We start from the raw sequence: 20,294 nt of genomic DNA, 5'->3' as shown, positions 1-20,294 counted from the left end.
AAAAGTATGATCAACCTCTGCTTTATTGATGATAATTTTCACTAATAAATATTTATATGGTAAAAATTTTCAACATAACAAGAGGGCGGGGAACATGACACTATTTAGCGGAGCCTCTTCCGGGGGCTGGTTTGAGAAAGCACAGAGGTTTGGCAAGTCCTTTATGCTGCCCATCGCCGTCCTTCCGGCGGCGGGTCTGCTGCTTGGCATCGGCGGCGCGTTGTCGAATCCGAATACCCTGACGGCATATCCCTTTTTAGACGTCGGCTGGCTACAGGCGATCTTCACCATTATGAGCAGCGCGGGCGCTATTGTCTTCGCCAACCTGTCGGTGCTGTTTGCGGTGGGCGTGGCGGTGGGGCTGGCTAAAACCGATAAGGGAACGGCGGGACTGGCGGCGCTGCTGGCTTTCCTGGTGATGAATGCCACCATTAATGCGCTGCTGACGCTAAGCGGCGAGCTGGCGCAGAGTAATCCGGGCGCGGCAGGGCAGGGAATGGTGCTCGGCGTACAGACGCTGGAGACCGGCGTTTTTGGCGGCGTGGTGATCGGCCTCGTCACCTGCGCGCTGCATCACCGATTTAATAAAATCGCGCTGCCGCAGTTCCTCGGCTTTTTCGGCGGCTCGCGGTTTGTACCCATTATCAGCTCGCTGGCGGCGATTGTGGTCGGGGCGCTGATGACCGTTATCTGGCCACATTTCCAGAAGCTGATTTTTGGCCTCGGCGGTCTGGTGGATGCGACCGGTTATCTGGGCACGCTGCTGTACGGTTTTATCCTGCGGATGCTTGGCCCGTTCGGGCTGCACCATATCTTTTACCTGCCATTCTGGACCACTGCGCTTGGCGGCAGTGAAATCGTCAACGGACAGCTGGTGGAAGGCACCCAGCGTATTTTCTTCGCCCAGCTTGCCGATCCGAGCACCCAACAGTTTTACGCTGGCACCTCGCGTTTTATGTCGGGTCGCTTTATCACCATGATGTTCGGCCTGATCGGCGCGTGCCTGGCGATGTATCACACCGCCAAACCGGAGAATAAAAAGCGCGTGGCCGGGTTACTGCTTTCAGCGGCGCTCACCTCCTTTTTAACCGGCATTACCGAACCCATTGAGTTCTCATTTCTGTTTGTCGCGCCGGTGCTGTATGTCATTCATGCGTTCTTTGACGGACTGGCGTTCATGCTGGCGCACATGCTGCACATCACTATCGGGCAGACCTTTTCCGGCGGATTTATCGACTTCATCCTGTTCGGCATTTTGCAGGGCGAAGCCAAAACGCACTGGCTGTACGTCCCGCTGGTCGGCGTGCCGTGGTTCTTCCTGTACTACTTTACGTTCCGCTTTTTGATTACGCGTTTCGATTTCCTTACGCCTGGCCGGGAAAAAGAGCAGGCGGCGGTGGTGAGCGTCAGCGGCAGCGAGCGTGCGCAGGCTATCGTCGCCGCGCTGGGCGGGCGGGAAAATCTTGATGAAGTGGACTGCTGCGCGACAAGACTGCGGATCTCGGTGAAAGAGAGCCGCAAAGTAGACGATGCGGCGCTGAAAGCGACTGGCGCACGCGGGGTGATCCTGCGCGGTAACGGCGTCCAGGTGATCTACGGCCCGCACGTCACGATTATCAAAAACGAAATTGAAGAGATGTTGGTGGGATAAAAACGATGTTAGAACAAATCAAAGGCAAACTGGTGGTTTCCTGTCAGGCGCTGGCCGACGAACCGCTGCACAGTGCGTTTATTATGTCGCGAATGGCGCTGGCGGCGGAGCAGGGAGGCGCGGCGGGTATCCGCGCCAACAGCGTCGTGGATATTCAGGCGATTAAAGAGCAGGTGGATCTGCCGGTCATCGGTATTATCAAGCGCGACTATGCGGACAGCGACGTTTTCATCACCGCGACGCTGCGTGAGATCGACGAACTGATGACGGCGGCCCCGGAGATGATCGCCCTCGATGCCACCCTGCGACCGCGACCGGGCGGAGAAGCGCTCGCAACTCTGGTCAGACAGATTCGCCAGCGTTATCCGCAGGTGCTGCTGATGGCTGACATTGCCAGCGCTGAGGATGCCAAAAGCGCAGAACAGCTTGGTTTTGACTGCGTCGGCACCACGCTGTATGGCTATACCGCCGCCTCAGCGGGCCACCGCCTGCCGGAGAACGACTGCGCATTTTTGCAGACGGTGCTCGCCGCCGTCACCCTGCCGGTGATTGCCGAAGGCAATGTCGATACGCCGGCGCTGGCGGCACGCTGCCTCGCCCTTGGCGCGCATTCTGTTGTGGTCGGCGGGGCGATCACCCGTCCGCAGCAAATCACCGCCCGGTTTACGGCGGCAATTGCGCAACAGAGCGCGAATCGTACATGATCGTTACGCCAGGATCTGCGATAATTACGGTTTAGACGCTAAACGAGATGATTATGCAGTACCCGATAAATGAGATGTTCCAGACCCTCCAGGGTGAAGGTTACTTTACCGGCGTTCCCGCCATTTTTATTCGTTTACAGGGATGCCCGGTAGGCTGCGCGTGGTGTGATACCAAGCATACCTGGGATAAGCTTGCGGATCGGGAAGTATCGCTTTACAGCATTCTGGCGAAAACCAAAGAGAGTGATAAGTGGGGCGCGGCAAGCAGTGAAGATCTGCTGGCGATTATTGACCGTCAGGGCTACACCGCGCGCCACATCGTCATCACCGGCGGCGAACCCTGCATTCATGATTTACTGCCGCTGACCCTGCTGCTGGAGAAAAACGGCTTTAGCTGCCAGATTGAAACCAGCGGCACCCACGAGATCCGCTGTACGCCGAACTCCTGGGTCACGGTGTCCCCGAAAGTCAACATGCGCGGCGGTTATGACGTGCTGGAGCAGGCATTGCAGCGCGCGGATGAAATCAAGCACCCGGTCGGTCGCGTGCGGGATATCGAAGCGCTGGATGAACTGCTGACCGTACTGAAAGATGATAAACCGCGTGTGATCGCGCTTCAGCCGATCAGTCAGAAAGAAGATGCGACCCGCCTGTGCATCGAAACCTGTATCGCCCGCAACTGGCGACTGTCGATGCAAACGCATAAATATCTGAATATTGCTTAAAGTTTTGGCTGTATCCGGCTAACTTTTCATTTTACTACCAGCCAAATCGGCGCGTTTTGGGAGCAACATGGTTGTCTCCTTCAAAGCGCCGACTTTTCCCCTCTGTTCTTCAAACGCTGGTCAGCGATTTGTTTTCATTCCTGCACTGGATTTAGCGCCAGCACCGCACGTAACCGCACGTAATAGTTAACGTTTTCTTGATGGTGGAGAGAGAATCGCCATCGGTGTGGTAGCGCCGGGAGGGGCGTTGAGTGGTTTAAAGGGTTTCTCCTGGTAAAACAACGGGTTGGCGGATCTTTAACAAAATAGATTTGTTGTGAAAATGTTGGTGGTGAGTTGGTGGGATGTTTGAAGGGGAAAAGATCTTTTTTAAACAATGGGATAGGGTTGGAGTGTTCCCCGCGCGAGCGGGGATAAACCGGTGGCGCTTGGTGTCCTAAAGTTCTCGGGTAAGTGTTCCCCGCGCGAGCGGGGATAAACCGCGTATCTCCCGGCAATATAGAATAGCAGGAGCGTGTTCCCCGCGCGAGCGGGGATAAACCGTTCTTCAAAAAGAGCTAGTTGGGACTAACGACGTGTTCCCCGCGCGAGCGGGGATAAACCGCGTCCAGACTGTTCCCGCAGCTGGGCGCTTTCGTGTTCCCCGCGCGAGCGGGGATAAACCGCAAAACATGGAATCAAAAATGATAAAAACAATGTGTTCCCCGCGCGAGCGGGGATAAACCGATTTTGTAATAACGAAACGAAAACCGAATTCAGTGTTCCCCGCGCGAGCGGGGATAAACCGAGCAAATGAACCAGGCGCAGGTGCTGGCGCAGGTGTTCCCCGCGCGAGCGGGGATAAACCGACTTCTGGCTGCATCCAAAGGCCACCGACACGGTGTTCCCCGCGCGAGCGGGGATAAACCGGTTGATATCGCAAACCGGCTCCTTAAAGGTGAGTGTTCCCCGCGCGAGCGGGGATAAACCGAATTGGTCGGTACCAACGACGCGCGTTCGATAGTGTTCCCCGCGCGAGCGGGGATAAACCGGATTTTGTTGGCATCAACTGTAATGATATTCGGTGTTCCCCGCGCGAGCGGGGATAAACCGGCCCGAGACAAGGGCGCGTTGTGCGAACCTGAGTGTTCCCCGCGCGAGCGGGGATAAACCGAAATCTGCTGCTGTTGCTCATCGCTCATATCTGTGTTCCCCGCGCGAGCGGGGATAAACCGAAATCTGCTGCTGTTGCTCATCGCTCATATCTGTGTTCCCCGCGCGAGCGGGGATAAACCGACAAATCCTCAGGCACTGGCCTGATTCAGGATGTGTTCCCCGCGGGAGCGGGGATAAACCGATCGTTGCGCTGTGGGGTTGACTAATGTTGTTGTGTTCCCCGCGCGAGCGGGGATAAACCGTCTTTCGCGGCCTTCAGTTCCGGTACGGTTGTGTGTTCCCCGCGTGAGCGGGGATAAACCGCTCTCGTCGACGCTCAGGTTGCTAACTCCAACGTGTTCCCCGCGCAAGCGGGAATAAACCTGGCAAGAGAAGAAGGACGGGGCGAAACAATACGTGTTCCACTGCCGAGGCAAAAATAAACCCAACCAACCCCGTTAAGCCCGACTTCTGGCACGAACATTTCTATCCATACCCGGCCGTGGTTTACCACAGATGCTTTACATCTGTAGCAGGATTATAAGCAAGCAGCCCCGCCATTACTCGCCGCGATAAATACACCCTGCCGTACAGGTCTCTTTCACCATCACCGCGCTTAGCAACGGTACGACGGGCTTAACCTGATCCCAGATCCACTTTGCCAGCACTTCGCTGGTGGGATTGGAAAGACCTGGAATATCATTCAGATAGTAGTGATCCAGACGATCGTAAGTCGGCTTAAACGCCGCTTTCAGTTCAGCAAAATCGATAATCCAGCCGGTATGCGGATCGACTTCACCGGTAATTTCAAGGCGCACCATAAAGGAGTGTCCGTGCAGACGACCGCATTTGTGGCCTTCCGGGACGTGCGGCAGATGGTGGGCGGCTTCAAAGGTGAAATCTTTAAACAACGTGGTGGACATGATCAACTCTCAGGCTTACGAAAAACCGCCGCATAGTACCGGAAAGTACATTTTTTAGCATTAACTAAAATGGCCGCCGTGTGCAGGCCACAAAAATCATCGCGCGAATGCAATTTTTTACTTTATAAATCATGTGGTTATTCAATCGTTTTTATTGTTAATAACTATCTGTAAATAAGGTTAGTCCTTTTGGTTATTTATTATTTCCATCCCGTCTTTAATTGTTATTATCCAGGTCGTTAACCTTACATTCTCTTCTGTTTTTCGTTGAAAACAGCTTTGCTACTGGAACATAACGACGCATGACGACTCAGGCTCCACCTTCCGCTTTGCTTCCGCTGACCCCGGAGCAGATGGCGCGCCTTCAGGCGGCCACCACCGATCTAACACCGACCCAGCTTGCGTGGGTATCCGGCTATTTTTGGGGCGTGCTGAATCAGCAACCCGGTGCCGCAGTAGCCACGCCTGCGCCGGTTGCTGAAACCACCACCATTACCCTGCTGTCGGCTTCGCAAACCGGCAACGCGCGCCGGGTAGCGGAAGCGCTGCGTGACGATCTGCTGGCGGCAAAACTTAACGTGAACCTGGTCAACGCGGGCGACTATAAATTCAAACAAATCGCCAGTGAAAAACTGCTCGTCGTTATCGCCTCCACGCAAGGGGAAGGGGAGCCGCCGGAAGAAGCGGTTGCCCTGCATAAATTCCTCACCTCTAAAAAAGCACCTAAGCTCAACAATACCGCCTTTGCCGTCTTTGGCCTTGGCGACACCTCCTATGAATTTTTCTGCCAGTGCGGGAAAGATTTTGATAGCAAACTGGCGGAGCTGGGCGGTGAACGCTTGCTGGATCGCGTCGATGCCGACGTTGAATACCAGAATGCCGCCGCCGAATGGCGTGCGCGCGTGGTCGATGTCCTCAAATCCCGCGTGCCGAAAGAGACGCCTGCCCAGGCGGCCGTCACTGCGACCGGCGCGGTGAACGACGTCCACTCCAGCCCCTATACTAAAGAAGAACCGCTGACCGCGACGCTGGCTGTGAATCAGAAAATCACCGGCCGCGACTCACAAAAAGATGTGCGCCATATTGAAATCGACCTCGGTGACGCCGGGCTGCGCTATCAGCCGGGCGACGCGCTGGGCGTGTGGTATCAGAACGATCCGGCACTGGTCAAAGAGCTGGTCGAGCTGCTGTGGCTGAAAGGCGATGAACCGGTGACGGTCGACGGGAAAACTCTGCCGCTGGCAGAAGCGCTGGAATGGCATTTTGAGCTGACGGTTAACACCGCCAACATCGTCGAGAACTACGCCACGCTGTCTCGCAGTGAAACGCTGCTGCCGCTGGCGGGCGATAAAACCCAGCTTCAGCACTATGCGGCGACTACCCCGATTGTCGATATGGTGCGCTTTTCCCCCGCGCAGCTGGATGCCGACACCTTAATTGGCCTGCTGCGTCCGCTGACGCCGCGCCTCTACTCCATCGCCTCGTCGCAGGCGGAAGTGGAGAACGAGGTGCATATCACCGTCGGCGCAGTGCGTTATGACATCGAAGGACGTGCCCGTGCGGGTGGCGCATCCAGCTTCCTCGCCGATCGCGTCGAAGAAGACGGCGAAATCCGCGTGTTCATTGAACATAACGATAACTTCCGTCTGCCCGCCAACCCGGAAACCCCGGTCATTATGATTGGCCCTGGTACGGGCATCGCACCGTTCCGCGCCTTTATGCAGCAGCGTGCGGCGGATGAAGCGCCGGGCAAAAACTGGTTGTTCTTCGGCAACCCTCATTTCACCGAAGATTTTCTCTATCAGGTGGAATGGCAGCGTTATGTTAAAGAGGGGGTACTAAGCCGTATCGATCTGGCCTGGTCCCGCGATCAAAAAGAAAAAGTCTATGTACAGGACAAACTGCGCGAACAGGGCGCAGAGCTGTGGCGCTGGATCAATGACGGCGCGCACATTTATGTCTGCGGCGACGCCAATCGCATGGCGAAAGACGTTGAGCAGGCGTTGCTGGAAGTGATTGCTGAATTCGGCGGTATGGATGTCGAATCGGCGGATGAATTTTTAAGTGAGCTGCGCGTAGAGCGCCGTTATCAGCGAGATGTCTACTAATGAGCGAAAAACATCCAGGCCCACTGGTGGTCGAAGGCAAACTGGTCGATGCCGAGCGCATGAAGCTGGAAAGCAACTACCTGCGTGGCACCATTGCCGAAGATTTAAATGACGGTCTGACCGGCGGCTTCAAAGGCGATAATTTCCTGCTGATCCGCTTTCACGGGATGTATCAGCAGGATGACCGCGATATCCGCGCCGAACGCGCCGAGCAGAAACTGGAACCGCGCCATGCGATGATGCTGCGCTGCCGTCTGCCAGGTGGGGTGATCACCACCAAACAGTGGCAGGCGATGGATAAATTCGCCGACGACAACACCCTTTACGGCAGTATTCGCCTGACTAACCGTCAGACGTTTCAGTTCCACGGCATTCTGAAGAAGCACGTCAAACCGGTACACCAGTTACTGCATTCGGTCGGGCTGGACGCGCTGGCGACCGCCAACGACGTAAACCGTAACGTGCTGTGTACGTCCAACCCGTATGAGTCCGAGTTACACGCGCAAGCCTACGAGTGGGCGAAAAAAATCTCCGAGCATCTGCTACCGCGCACCCGCGCCTATGCGGAGATCTGGCTCGATCAGGAAAAAGTCGCCACGACCGATGAAGAGCCGATCCTCGGTCAGACCTATCTGCCGCGTAAGTTTAAAACCACGGTGGTGATCCCGCCGCAGAACGATATCGATCTGCACGCCAACGACATGAACTTTGTCGCGGTGGCGGAGAACGGCAAACTGGTCGGCTTCAACCTGCTGGTGGGCGGCGGTCTTTCCATTGAGCACGGCAACAAAAAAACCTACGCCCGTACCGCGAGCGAGTTTGGTTATCTGCCGCTGGAGCACACGCTGGCGGTGGCGGAAGCGGTGGTCACCACCCAGCGCGACTGGGGCAACCGTACCGACCGTAAAAACGCCAAAACCAAATACACGCTGGAACGGGTGGGCGTTGAGACGTTTAAAGCGGAAGTGGAACGCCGCGCGGGCATTACGTTCGAACCGATCCGCCCATATGAGTTCACCGGGCGCGGGGATCGCATTGGCTGGGTAAAAGGCATCGACAATAAATGGCACCTGACGCTGTTTATCGAGAGCGGTCGTATTCTGGATTATCCGGGTCGTCCGCTGAAAACCGGGCTGCTGGAGATCGCCAAAGTCCACAAAGGCGAGTTCCGCATTACCGCTAACCAGAACCTGATTATTGCTGGCGTCCCCGACAGCCAGAAGAACAAAATCGAAAAGCTGGCCCGCGAGCATGGCCTGATGAACGCAGTGACGCCGCAGCGTGAAAATTCTATGGCCTGCGTGTCGTTCCCCACCTGCCCGCTGGCGATGGCGGAAGCGGAACGTTTTCTGCCGTCGTTCACCGATAAAGTGGAAACGATTCTGGAAAAACACGGTATTCCTGACGAGCATATTGTGATGCGCGTTACCGGCTGCCCGAATGGCTGCGGACGCGCGATGCTGGCCGAGCTGGGGCTGATCGGCAAAGCGCCGGGTCGCTACAATGTGCATCTTGGCGGCAACCGCATCGGTACGCGCATTCCGCGCATGTACCGGGAAAATATTACCGAACCCGAAATTCTCGACACTATCGACGAGTTAGTCGGGCGCTGGGCAAAAGAGCGCGAAGCGGGTGAAGGCTTCGGCGATTTTACGGTGCGTGCGGGCATCGTGCGCCCGGTGCTCGATCCCGCCAGGGATTTATGGGACTAACCCTTTTCCCTCTCCTGCGGGAGAGGGAACCCGACTAAAGAGGTCACTATGTCCGTACTTAATCTGAACGCGCTGAACGAGTTAGCCAAAGACGAGCGCGCGCAGGCGCTGGCCGACACCAACGCCCAACTGGAGCAGCGCAGTGCTGAAGAGCGCGTGGCGTGGGCGCTGGAAAATTTGCCCGGTGAATACGTGCTCTCGTCGAGCTTTGGCATCCAGGCAGCGGTCAGCCTGCATCTGGTAAATCAGGTAAGCCCGAATATCCCGGTGATCCTTACCGATACCGGCTATCTGTTCCCGGAAACCTACCGTTTTATTGATGAGTTAACGGATAAACTCAACCTCAATCTGAAAGTGTATCGCGCCCGGGAAAGCGCGGCCTGGCAGGAAGCGCGCTACGGCAAACTGTGGGAGCAGGGTGTCGAAGGGATCGAGAAGTACAACGACATCAACAAAGTCGAGCCGATGAACCGCGCGCTTGCCGATCTCAACGCGCAAACCTGGTTTGCGGGCCTGCGCCGCGAGCAGTCCGGCAGCCGCGCCAGCCTGCCGGTGCTGGGCATTCAGCGCGGCGTGTTTAAAGTCCTGCCCATCATCGACTGGGATAACCGCACGGTATATCAGTACCTGCAAAAACATGGTCTGAAGTACCATCCGTTGTGGGATGAAGGCTATTTGTCGGTGGGCGACACGCATACCACCCGCAAATGGGAGCCTGGCATGGCAGAGGAAGACACGCGCTTCTTTGGCCTGAAGCGCGAGTGCGGGCTGCACGAGGGGTGACCGGACGGTATCAGGGCGCAGCAATGCGCCCTTGAGTCATTTTAAATCGGTTATCCCGTTAAGCCCGCGCGTTTACTGTAATAGCGGGCTTCTCCGCTATTTGATACCAGCACAATCTGTCCTTTCGGGCGATGATACTTTTGTCGGAACTGCTCCAGTTTTTCTTCATCGGGGAGGTTGAATTCCCCGGCATTTTTTCGCCACCACGGGATCCGCACCGACAACCGGCTCATTTCCCAACAGAAATCGCCCTCTGTGACCACAGGATGCAGTGTGCCTTCTTCATCCTGCCAGGCGAGATAGAGATCCACGCTCTCTTCGCCCAGACGAGTAGAAAACTCCCTGTCGTTACTCCATAAAAAGTCGCTGGCTTCCCGATCGTAGCCTTTATCATGACGCAGCAGATTCTGCGCGGCGACGGAGCGTTGGCTAAGCACTTTGCCGAATGCTAAATCGGAAAGCGTTTGCAGCCCTGCGGGAGCGGGCAGGGTTTGCTCATAAACGCCGTCTACCAGGTGGCGGGCATTTTCCGGCATCCGAATTTCACCGTATTGTCGCAGCAGAGCCTGCGTCCGCCACAGACAGGCATGATCGGCATACACATAGCCAGTGCCGCGAAGCTCCTGGCCCAGCCATCCCGGTTCCGCCTGCGCCTGCCACTCTGGGGCTAAAATGTGCAATACTGGCGGCTGGCGCTCATCAGGCAGCGCCGTTTTACGCTCACCGTGAGCATCGCGAATATGCCGCTGTAATCTCCCGGCGCGCTGGATCAGTAAATCAATCGGGGCCAGATCGGAGATCATCCAGTCAAAATCGAGATCGAGACTTTGTTCAACAACCTGCGTGGCGATAAGTACCTTTCCCTTACGCCCTGAAGCGGGCGCATGATGACCGAACCACTCCAGCGTTTTATTCTCAATCGCCAGTCGGTCGGCGAAGGCAAACCGGCTATGAAACAACAAAAGATCCTGTTCAGGAATGAGGCCTTCCTCCAGTAGTTGCTGAAATATTTCCCGCGCATCATCCACGGTATTACGGATCCAACACACGCATTGCCCGGCTTCCACCACGCGGTAAATCGTGTCGATCGCCTCGCTTCGCTGCTGAAGCCAGTTAATCGCAACGCTGCGCCGTACTTCAGGGCGCGTTGCCAGCGGCTGTTCTGCCAGTCCTGCGGCGGACAGATGGGTCAGCCACGGATAATCTGCCTCACTGCTGGCATCCGTGCTGGAAAATCCTGCGCCCTCATTGAATGCAATGAGCAATCTTTCCCGCAGCGTGGCGGGGAGGGTGGCGCTCAGAATAATCGCGCTGCCGCCCTGCGAGGCATGAAAGCGCAACAGTCCCTCCAGCAATTTCACCATATAGCCGTCGTAAGCGTGGACTTCGTCCAGCAACAGAATTTTGCCGCACATGCCTAACAGCCGGAGCGACTGATGGCGAAAAGGCATGACCGCCATCAGTAGCTGGTCGAGCGTGCCGACCCCCACTTCTGCCAGCAGCGCTTTTTTACGTGAGTCGGCGAACCAGGCGTGGCATTCACTGGTCGCGCTGTCGTCATCGCGCGCGTAGTTATCACCCATCGTCTCTGACGGCTGCCAGATCGAGTGACGAAAAGCGTCCGACATTTCCCGTCCGCCGTGCGCCAGAAGCAATGAAGGTCGGGCACCATCGGCAAACAGTGCGTGGTAAGCCTCTGCCAGCCGTTTATACATGGCATTGGCAGTGGCCATTGTCGGCAACCCCACATAAAGCCCATGCCCTTTGTCAGCGGACATCAGGCGATGAGCAAGGATCAGCGCGGCTTCTGTTTTTCCTGCTCCTGTGACGTCTTCCAGTATCACAAGCTGCGGTCCGGGCGCAGAAATATCAAGCGTACTCGCCCGCTGCTGAAGGGGCGTTAGCGTCTGGATAAAAGGGAAAAGCGCATGGTGATCGATATACTGGCTACGGGGCGATACCGGCGGCAGGCTGGCAAGCGCCCGTCGGGCTTTTTCGCAGGCCAGCGGCCAGTAATCCTTAAGCGGCATTGGCGTGCTAACCAGCGGAAACATTTCCTGATCCGAACCCATCCAGTCTGCCAGCGTCATTATTCCGGCGAAAATCCAGCTTTGCTGTTTTAATTTCTTTTTGGCTGCTTTTGTTTTCCATGATTCAGGAAGCTGGAAAGGAAATAGCTCTATTAAGTCCTCAATGTAATGACCGGCTGCGACAATATCCTCATCAGTGAAAGCGAGTGAACTACCGTTTTTAAGTGTATTGGGGGGGATGCCATGATGCCCGGTGCTCATTAACATCCAGGTATTTAATGCGCTCTTGAATTTTTCACGATTTTCTGGAGCGGGATAAGGGAGGATATTATTTTCGCCGTCGATCCATGCTTCTAATAATAATTCCCATAAATAGAACCCCAGTGAATCATGTCTCTCAAGGGCTGCCACGCCGCTGACAGGCGACACCAGAGGTGAACCCGGGAACGCAGCGTACTGTTGAAATCCTCTGGCAAATTTGCCGATGTCATGGCAGGCAAAAAGCCAGGCGATATAATTTCCGACATCCTCACTGCTAATGTCACATTCAATCAATGTATTTCTACAATTAAAAATATTGGCTTCGGTTATATAATATCCACAAGCGGCGACATCAAGGCAATGATATGGCAGTAAATGATAGGGATCATTGTTCTCGCTGGTTTCTTTATTTGTTTTACCCCAGTAACGGAGATAGTCAGGGATTATTATTGGTGCCATATTTTAATTCTCTGAAAAGGGGATATAGTAGAAGGGATTTTAAAGCGAGAAAGGAAAAGTGGGCAGAGATTTTTGCAACCCAATCGAAAGAATTATCCCCGCTGACGCGGGGAACGTCGTATGAGGCGACCAGGTAGCCGGTTCATCCCCGCCGATGCAAGGAACATACAGGCAAGAGAATAGCATAAGTCGTTAAATACTGTGTTCTGATTATTTTACTATGAGGTATCCATGTAGCCTTGTTTGATGGAGAGCATGTAGCCTTAAATATACTGCTTTACACCACAAAAATGATGCTGCTATCATCGCCTTCAACAGAAAAACCCCAAGGTTGGGGTGGTTTCTGGATAAGGAACGTCCAACCCTGGGGCAGCCTGAAGAACTGCATCTTACTATGGAATGGGCGTCCGGGTCACCGGTTACAAGGGCAAGGTTTCTTATGTTAATTAATCTCGCGCTTAGCCACACAGAAATAGTGCTGCTTTTGGCTTTTTTCTGTTCTGGACTGAAGCGGTAACGTCCAGTTGGCTCCTTCGGGAGCCAACTTCCTGGGTGTAGTTCCAGCCCTCGCTAACTGATTTTGCTGCACTCCCCTATACAGGAGTAACTCTATGGATTTAACCAGGGAAAAATGGTTACCCGTTTTCCTCTCAGACGGCAAGAAAACCAAAATCTCGCTCTACGATCTGTTCGATGAGTCGGTGCGGGATGTCGCCTGGCCCCGGCCCGACTTTCAGGGGGACGGATGGAAAATGTTAATTGGCCTTCTGCAATGCTCTATAGCCCCAGAGGACGAAGACGACTGGGAGGAGGTTTGGCAAGAGGGCATTGAGCCAAAACGTTGGACAGAGGCTTTGCAGACTCTTTCGCCTGCCCTACAGTTCGGCGAACAAAAACCCGCCTTTTTGCAAAGCTTTGATCCCCTTGATAGTGAATACCTCTCTGTCGCCAGCCTGCTCATTGATGCGCCTGGTGGTAACACGCTCAAACTGAATAAAGATCATTTTATTAAAAGGGGATGCGTTGAGCGCATTTGTCCTCATTGTGCGGTTATTGCACTGTTCTCCGTTCAGACCAACTCGCCCGCAGGCGGAGCCGGGTATCGCGTCGGAATGCGCGGCGGTGGACCACTTACTACGCTGGTGGTGCCTGAAGATGAAGCCAGGTTTCCGCTGTGGAAAAAACTGTGGCTGAACGTTCTGCCACAGGACAATCTCCCCGGCGTCGCACAGTTTCCGCTTATCTTCCCGTGGCTTGCGCCCACGAAAACCAGTGAAAAACCGGGTAACGTTGTCACCCCGGAAAATGCCCACCCGTTGCAGGCGTACTGGGGAATGCCCCGGCGTATTGAACTGGATTTTACCCATGCCGAAGCCGGAAAGTGCGATTTATGCGGCGAGCACCATGATTCACTGCTGAGCCAAATGCGCACGAAAAATTATGGCGTGCAGTATGAGGGCTGGCGACATCCGTTTTCTCCGTATCGGCAGGCATTAAAAGATGCCTCCGCGCCATGGCTTGCCCTAAAAGGGCAACCGGGCGGCCTGAGCTATAAAGACTGGCTGGGACTGCTCATGGAGCGCGAAGACAAATTTAACAAAATGCAGCCCGCGAAGGTGGTGCAGGCAGCCGGACGGCGGAAAAATCTGGGGCTGTGGTGTTTTGCCTGGGATATGGATAACGCCAAAGCGCGCTGCTGGTATCAGCATTGTATACCGCTGTTCAACCTTCCGCGCTCCACACAGTTTATCGATACGGTTTCTCTGATGGTTTTGCTGGCTTCCGAAGCGCTGTCGCTCCTGCGAAATGCGCTGAAAAGCGCCAGATTTGAAGCGCCAAAAGAGGCTAAGGTCGATTTTAGCATGGTAGATATTGCCTTCTGGCAGGAGACCGAACCTTCTTTCCGCACATTATTGAATATCCTGGCTAACGATCCGCAGCGTAAAGAGGTGTTTACCCGCAAGGCATTACGCCAGTGGGAACGCGAGTTACATAGCTATCTGTTTCGCGTTTTTGACCGTGAAGAGCTGACCGATCCAGATTGCCCCGACTCTATCCTGTTACGCCAAATGAATGCCCGACGTGGGCTGGAAAATAGCTATCGTAAAAATAAAGCGCTTAAGGATGTACTGGCGCTGGCTGAAGAACAGAAGGAAGCTAAACATGCAGAATCTTGATACTGCTGCGCTGCGCAGAATCACCCATCCGCAGGCGCAAAAAGCGCTGGTTAACTGGTTTGCCGTATTGTCCGAGCGCTATGCCGACGAAGAGGGCAAACGCATTAACGGGCGGGCCTGGCGGGCAGAGCTAAAAAGAATGGAACCGCCTTACGGCGTGATGATGTGCGAGGGTTTTCACGCGCTGTACCAGCAGCTGAAAGGCCCTATGTCATTGCGTCCGCTGGATAAAATGGCGCTGGCGCTGTTTGTCAGCGTCGCCGCTCATATTAAGAGCAATAAAGAAAAGCTTAGCTTTGCGGCACAGCTGGGGGAAAAACTCAACGGATCAACATCCTGCGTTTCTTCCCTGCGCTTTGAACGGCTGCAAAAAGCGAGCGATCCAGACACGTTTTGCCAGTTACTGATTCAGGCAGTGAAAATCCGTGGTAGCGAGGGAGTGAACGTCCTGTCGCTTGCTGACAGCATTTTCCTGTGGATGGAAGAGTGGCAAAGACGGGAGAACCATGAACCAGAAACCAGCCACCCTTTTGATCGCAACCGCATTCGTTGGGCAAGTGAATATATTTCCACGTCTCATGGCAACTAATTATTTTAGAGGGATTTAATAATGACTACCTTTATTCAACTGCATTTATTGACCGCTTACGCTCCCGCCAACCTTAACCGCGATGATTCTGGCAGACCCAAAACGGCCTATATGGGCGGCGTTGAACGCTTGCGCGTTTCGTCGCAAAGCCTGAAGCGTGCCTGGCGTGTGTCTGAAACATTTGAAGATGCGATGGATGGCTACATTGGCAAGCGCACCCGCCGAATCGGTGTAGATTATGTCTTTCGCCCGATGACCAGCGCAGGCATTGCCGAAAAAACGGCGAAGGCAGCAGCGGAGAAAATTGCCGCTCAGTTCGGCAAAGTAAAAAATGACAAAAACGCACCAGTCGAGAAAAACCTGGAAATTGAACAGATTGTTCATGTCAGCCAGCATGAAATCGATCTGATTAAAAGCCTTGTGGCGACGCTGATTGCTGAAAATCGCGAGCCAACGGACAACGAAGTAAAACTGCTACGCAAAGAGAAACGCAGCGTCGACATGGCGATGTTTGGTCGGATGCTGGCGTCATCGCCGGAATTCAATGTAGAGGCCGCCTGTCAGGTTTCCCATGCGCTGGGCGTGAGCGCCGTCACCATCGAAAGTGATTTCTTCACGGCCGTAGACGATCTGAATAACAAAGAGGAGGATGCCGGTTCCGGTCATCTGGGCGAGCAGGGCTTTGCTTCCGCACTCTTCTATACCTATATCTGCATCAGTCGCGACCTGCTGGTGGAAAATCTGGGCGGTGATGAAGAGCTGGCTAAACGCGCGATTGCGGCGTTGACCGAAACGGCGCTGACCGTATCGCCGACCGGTAAACAAAATAGCTTCGCCTCCCGCGCCTATGCCACCTACGCGCTGGCGGAAAGGGGGAACAGACAACCGCGCTCGCTGGCAGCGGCATTCTTCCAGCCGATACGCGATCCCGACCAGATTGCGGCGGCCATCGCCTGTTTAAAACAGCAGCGTGACAGCTTCGATCGCGTCTACGGGGACTGTACTGACGATCATAACGAATTGAACGTTCAGAAAGGTGAAGGATCGCTGGCGGAATTACTGGCCTTTGTCAGCCAGTAAGGATGAACAATGAAGCAATATCTGGTTTTTCAGCTGTACGCGCCGCTGGCGTCGTGGGGGGAGGAAGCGCCCGGCGAGATGCGCCACTCTGCCACGGTGCCCACGCGTTCAGCGTTGCTGGGGCTGCTCGCCGCTGCGCTGGGCGTCCGTCGGGATGAAGAAGAGCGGTTGAATAACATCAACCAGCACTACCATCTGGCGGTGCACGCGCTGTCTGCGCAGGATCGCTGGCTGCGGGATTATCACACCGTCAGCGCTCCGCGTGAGAATAAAAAATATCGCTATTACACCCGGCGTGATGAGCTATGCCATGCGCCGGATGAGGTCAGTACGCTGATCTCACAGCGTGAATATCGCTGCGATGGTTACTGGCACGTGGCCATCAGTGCTATGCCGGGAGCACCATATTCACCTGAAGAACTGCGTGATGCGCTGTTAGCGCCGCATTTCCCGCTCTATCTGGGACGAAAATCCTGTCCGTTGGCGCTGCCGCTGGCACCGCGTTTAATCACCGGTACGTTAAAAGAGGTACTGGTACAGGCGTCGCAGGAAATCACTGCCACAGAGCTGACCGGTTTTACGCTCAACGAAGGAATGTGCTACTGGGACGATCCTGCTGAAACTAGCCTGGCCTGGCAGCAGCAACAGCGCAGCAATAATCAGCCGTTAAGTCGCCAGCGCTGGCAGTTTGGCAGTTATACCCGTTTCAGCGGTCCGCTACAGGGGGAAGCATGATGTACCTGTCTCGCATTCAACTCCTGTTCAATAAACTGCAACCGGAGATGTTAGAAAAATGGGACTCGGCACAACCTTACGCCAGTCACCAGTGGTTATGGCAACTCTTCCCCGAACAGGAAAAGCGCCATTTTCTGTTCCGTCAGGAGGAACGTGGAGGCTTTTTTGTACTGTCGGCGACGCCGCCGCTAACGCAACATGCGCTGTTTAATGTTGCGACAAAACCGTTTCAACCGCAGTTAGTCGATGGTATGGCGCTTGATTTCCAGCTACGCGCTAATCCGGTCATCACCCGTAACGATAAGCGCAGTGATGTGATGATGAATGCAAAGCATCAGGCGAAGATGGATGGCGTACCAAAGAGTCAGTGGTGGGAGCTACAGCAGCAGGCGGCGCAGTCATGGCTGGAAAGGCAGGGGGCGCAGCATGGTTTTCGTCTCCTCGTGCCAGACACTGATGATTTTGCCGAGTGGGCGGGTGAAGAGTCTACCCAGACGCAGGCGATGGGTAGATGTGTAACAGCCTACCAGCAGCATCGTTTTGTCCGTAAAACAGGCGAAGCGCCGATCGTATTCAGCAGCGTCGATTTTGCAGGAAGTTTATGTATCACCGATGCTTCGTTGTTTGAACAGGCGCTGTTTTCAGGGCTGGGTAAAAGCAAAGCATTAGGCTGCGGTATGCTGATGGTGAAAAGGAGGCGCTAAATGAGCTGGCTTCCTCTGAATCCGATCCCGCTCAAAGATCGTGTATCAATGATCTTCCTTCAGTACGGGCAGATCGACGTGATCGACGGTGCGTTTGTATTAATTGATAAGACGGGAATTCGCACGCATATTCCCGTCGGATCGGTTGCCTGCATCATGCTGGAGCCGGGAACACGCGTGTCTCACGCGGCTGTTCGCCTGGCCGCTCAGGTGGGTACGTTACTGGTGTGGGTTGGCGAAGCCGGAGTGCGTGTATACGCCTCCGGTCAGCCTGGCGGAGCACGTTCAGACAAACTGCTTTACCAGGCAAAGCTGGCGTTGGACGAGGATTTACGGCTGAAAGTGGTGCGTAAAATGTATGAACTACGGTTTGGCGAACCTGCGCCAGCCCGTCGTTCTGTCGAACAATTGCGCGGTATTGAAGGCAGTCGGGTACGAGCAACTTACGCCCTGCTGGCGAAACAGTATGGCGTAAAATGGAATGGCCGCCGCTACGATCCCAAGGACTGGGAAAAGGGCGACACGGTGAACCAGTGCATCAGTGCGGCGACTTCATGTTTATACGGTGTCACCGAAGCCGCTGTGCTTGCCGCAGGCTATGCGCCAGCGATTGGTTTTGTGCACACCGGCAAACCACTTTCTTTCGTTTACGATATCGCCGATATCATCAAATTCGATACTGTTGTACCCAAAGCATTCGAAATTGCCCGCCGGGAACCTGACGATCCCGACCGACAAGTCCGTCTTGCCTGTCGGGATATTTTCCGCAGCAGTAAAACGCTGGCAAAGCTGATCCCACTTATCGAAGAGGTGCTTGCTGCCGGAGAGATCCAGCCGCCGCTTCCTCCTGAAGATGCGCAGCCTGTTGCGATCCCTCTCCCCATTTCTTTAGGCGACGCAGGTCACCGGAGTAATTAGCCATGAGTATGTTAGTTGTGGTGACTGAAAACGTGCCGCCGCGCTTGCGCGGCAGGATGGCGGTCTGGTTGCTGGAAATTCGGGCTGGAGTGTATGTAGGCGATGTTTCCGCAAAAATTCGCGAAATGATATGGGAGCAGGTTTGCGGTCTGGCAGACGAAGGAAACGTTGTGATGGCATGGGCGACAAATACGGAATCAGGATTTGAATTCCAGACTTTCGGTGAAAACCGACGTATTCCGGTAGATTTGGATGGACTAAGATTAGTTTCTTTTCTTCCCCTTTAAAATCAATGGATTACGAGTTCTTTAATAATAAGGAAATGTTTGAAATAAGTTGGTAGATTGTTGTAGTTGAAGTATGTGATTGATATTTAGGTGTAATTTTTTAGAGTGTTCCCCGCGCGAGCGGGGATAAACCGCTCGTCGCGTGTAGCTGCTGCACGTACTGGGGGTGTTCCCCGCGCGAGCGGGGATAAACCGTAACGTTGCACATTTAGAGATACAACCGGTATGTGTTCCCCGCGCGAGCGGGGATAAACCGAGTCACCTAAAATATATAAAACATCTACGTTTGTGTTCCCCGCGCGAGCGGGGATAAACCGCGGCCGGATTCGTGGTTATTGTCACTGATGTGGTGTTCCCCGCGCGAGCGGGGATAAACCGTAACTACGACAGTCAGCGTTAATGACACTGACGTGTTCCCCGCGCGAGCGGGGATAAACCGCCGCCTTTAGCGAGGGTGGGGGATCAAAAAACGTGTTCCCCGCGCGAGCGGGGATAAACCGACGCCAGCTCGGACACTGAAAACATGATCACCGTGTTCCCCGCGCGAGCGGGGATAAACCGTAAGCTGGGATACAAGGGGGATGTGTCCGAGCGTGTTCCCCGCGCGAGCGGGGATAAACCGCACGAAAATGGCAGTCAGCCATATAGCAATGAGTGTTCCCCGCGCGAGCGGGGATAAACCGTGATTAAACTATTACCAATTTAACCACATAAGGTGTTCCCCGCGCGAGCGGGGATAAACCGCCAACCATGAAGATAGCGTGGTTAACACCGACGTGTTCCCCGCGCGAGCGGGGATAAACCGCCAGTTTTCAGCACCGCCCACTGCGGGCCGTTGTGTTCCCCGCGCGAGCGGGGATAAACCGTGAATTCCGGACTGTTACCGAAATACATTTCGGTGTTCCCCGCGCGAGCGGGGATAAACCGTTAATGCACATGAGGGGGTGCATTTATACTGTGTGTTCCCCGCGCGAGCGGGGATAAACCGACGCCGACAATAAACAACATGTTCAGCTAATGGTGTTCCCCGCGCGAGCGGGGATAAACCGTACCAAAAAAACCGCTGCTAATAGTCGGCTTGGGTGTTCCCCGCGCGAGCGGGGATAAACCGGTGATCGAATTGTTTGGCCTAATCAGTCTGAGGTGTTCCCCGCGCGAGCGGGGATAAACCGTAAACATGGCAGCACCGATTCAGATCATTTTTGTGTTCCCCGCGCGAGCGGGGATAAACCGCCAGCAACATGATGCGTGATGAAAGAATCCAGGTGTTCCCCGCGCGAGCGGGGATAAACCGGCGTACGACTGGACAGGGTT

The 20,294-nt window shown here is 54.7% G+C and carries 15 protein-coding genes and 2 CRISPR repeat arrays (1 of these 17 running past the window's edge); of the genes, 13 read left to right on the top strand and 2 right to left on the bottom strand.

The features are described from left to right. The first annotated feature begins 94 nt into the window (after positions 1-94). The 3 genes from RT197_RS18780 to queE are packed head-to-tail and all read left to right on the top strand — an operon-like array spanning position 95 to position 3,080. A complete protein-coding gene (locus tag RT197_RS18780) occupies positions 95-1,651 on the top strand; it encodes a PTS transporter subunit EIIC (protein WP_312952671.1) in 1,557 nt (518 codons plus the stop codon). Then, positions 1,648-2,355, top strand: coding sequence for an N-acetylmannosamine-6-phosphate 2-epimerase (locus RT197_RS18775; RefSeq protein ID WP_312952704.1), 708 nt, complete (start codon positions 1,648-1,650; stop codon positions 2,353-2,355). The genes RT197_RS18780 and RT197_RS18775 overlap by 4 nt, the downstream gene beginning before the upstream one ends. 53 nt (positions 2,356-2,408) lie before the next feature. Next, positions 2,409-3,080, top strand: a complete 672-nt coding sequence (queE, locus tag RT197_RS18770; RefSeq protein WP_312952670.1) for a 7-carboxy-7-deazaguanine synthase QueE — start codon at positions 2,409-2,411, stop codon at positions 3,078-3,080. Between the two features lie 392 nt (positions 3,081-3,472). Continuing rightward, positions 3,473-4,599: a CRISPR direct-repeat array (repeat unit 29 nt; unit sequence GTGTTCCCCGCGCGAGCGGGGATAAACCG). Positions 4,600-4,774: 175 nt separating this feature from the next. On the opposite strand, the gene queD is transcribed toward queE, so the two are convergent. After that, positions 4,775-5,137 (bottom strand): 6-carboxytetrahydropterin synthase QueD, encoded by a 363-nt coding sequence (gene queD / locus RT197_RS18765; RefSeq protein WP_312952669.1) that lies wholly within the window; start codon positions 5,135-5,137, stop codon positions 4,775-4,777. Between the two features lie 302 nt (positions 5,138-5,439). On the opposite strand from queD, the gene cysJ reads away from it, so the two are divergent. The 3 genes from cysJ to cysH are packed head-to-tail and all read left to right on the top strand — an operon-like array spanning position 5,440 to position 9,740. Next, positions 5,440-7,245, top strand: coding sequence for an NADPH-dependent assimilatory sulfite reductase flavoprotein subunit (gene cysJ / locus RT197_RS18760; RefSeq protein ID WP_312952668.1), 1,806 nt, complete (start codon positions 5,440-5,442; stop codon positions 7,243-7,245). After that, positions 7,245-8,957 (top strand): assimilatory sulfite reductase (NADPH) hemoprotein subunit, encoded by a 1,713-nt coding sequence (cysI, locus tag RT197_RS18755; protein WP_312952667.1) that lies wholly within the window; start codon positions 7,245-7,247, stop codon positions 8,955-8,957. Before cysJ ends, cysI begins: the two co-directional genes overlap by 1 nt. A 48-nt stretch (positions 8,958-9,005) precedes the next feature. Then, on the top strand, positions 9,006-9,740 hold the full coding sequence (cysH, locus tag RT197_RS18750; RefSeq protein WP_312952666.1) for a phosphoadenosine phosphosulfate reductase: 735 nt from the start codon (positions 9,006-9,008) through the stop codon (positions 9,738-9,740). A 50-nt stretch (positions 9,741-9,790) separates the two neighbouring features. Here cysH and cas3 read toward each other — a convergent pair whose 3' ends face one another. Continuing rightward, positions 9,791-12,490: a CRISPR-associated helicase Cas3' gene (cas3, locus tag RT197_RS18745; protein ID WP_312952665.1), complete on the bottom strand. Its 2,700-nt coding sequence runs from the start codon at positions 12,488-12,490 to the stop codon at positions 9,791-9,793. Positions 12,491-13,101: 611 nt separating this feature from the next. Between cas3 and casA the strand changes: the two genes are divergently transcribed. The 7 genes from casA to cas2e are packed head-to-tail and all read left to right on the top strand — an operon-like array spanning position 13,102 to position 18,980. Continuing rightward, positions 13,102-14,667: a type I-E CRISPR-associated protein Cse1/CasA gene (casA, locus tag RT197_RS18740; protein WP_312952664.1), complete on the top strand. Its 1,566-nt coding sequence runs from the start codon at positions 13,102-13,104 to the stop codon at positions 14,665-14,667. Further along, positions 14,654-15,256 (top strand): type I-E CRISPR-associated protein Cse2/CasB, encoded by a 603-nt coding sequence (casB, locus tag RT197_RS18735; RefSeq protein ID WP_312952663.1) that lies wholly within the window; start codon positions 14,654-14,656, stop codon positions 15,254-15,256. The genes casA and casB overlap by 14 nt, the downstream gene beginning before the upstream one ends. Positions 15,257-15,277: 21 nt before the next feature. Beyond that, on the top strand, positions 15,278-16,336 hold the full coding sequence (cas7e, locus tag RT197_RS18730) for a type I-E CRISPR-associated protein Cas7/Cse4/CasC (RefSeq protein WP_312952662.1): 1,059 nt from the start codon (positions 15,278-15,280) through the stop codon (positions 16,334-16,336). Between the two features lie 9 nt (positions 16,337-16,345). Continuing rightward, positions 16,346-17,071 (top strand): type I-E CRISPR-associated protein Cas5/CasD, encoded by a 726-nt coding sequence (cas5e, locus tag RT197_RS18725; protein WP_312952661.1) that lies wholly within the window; start codon positions 16,346-16,348, stop codon positions 17,069-17,071. Then, complete coding sequence (cas6e, locus tag RT197_RS18720; RefSeq protein WP_312952703.1) at positions 17,071-17,775, top strand: type I-E CRISPR-associated protein Cas6/Cse3/CasE; 705 nt, start codon at positions 17,071-17,073, stop codon at positions 17,773-17,775. Before cas5e ends, cas6e begins: the two co-directional genes overlap by 1 nt. After that, entirely contained in the window at positions 17,776-18,693 is a 918-nt protein-coding gene (gene cas1e / locus RT197_RS18715) for a type I-E CRISPR-associated endonuclease Cas1e (RefSeq protein WP_312952660.1), read from the top strand. 2 nt (positions 18,694-18,695) lie between these two features. Further along, on the top strand, positions 18,696-18,980 hold the full coding sequence (gene cas2e, locus RT197_RS18710; protein ID WP_312952659.1) for a type I-E CRISPR-associated endoribonuclease Cas2e: 285 nt from the start codon (positions 18,696-18,698) through the stop codon (positions 18,978-18,980). Between the two features lie 105 nt (positions 18,981-19,085). Continuing rightward, positions 19,086-20,294: a CRISPR direct-repeat array (repeat unit 29 nt; unit sequence GTGTTCCCCGCGCGAGCGGGGATAAACCG) (it continues 285 nt past the right edge of the window).

The sequence above is a fragment of the Superficieibacter sp. genome (genome assembly GCF_032071645.1).
In the GTDB taxonomy this organism is placed as follows: Bacteria; Pseudomonadota; Gammaproteobacteria; order Enterobacterales; family Enterobacteriaceae; genus Superficieibacter.
Note: the sequence above shows the minus strand (reverse complement) of the source record. Positions and strands in the feature narration are given on the sequence as shown.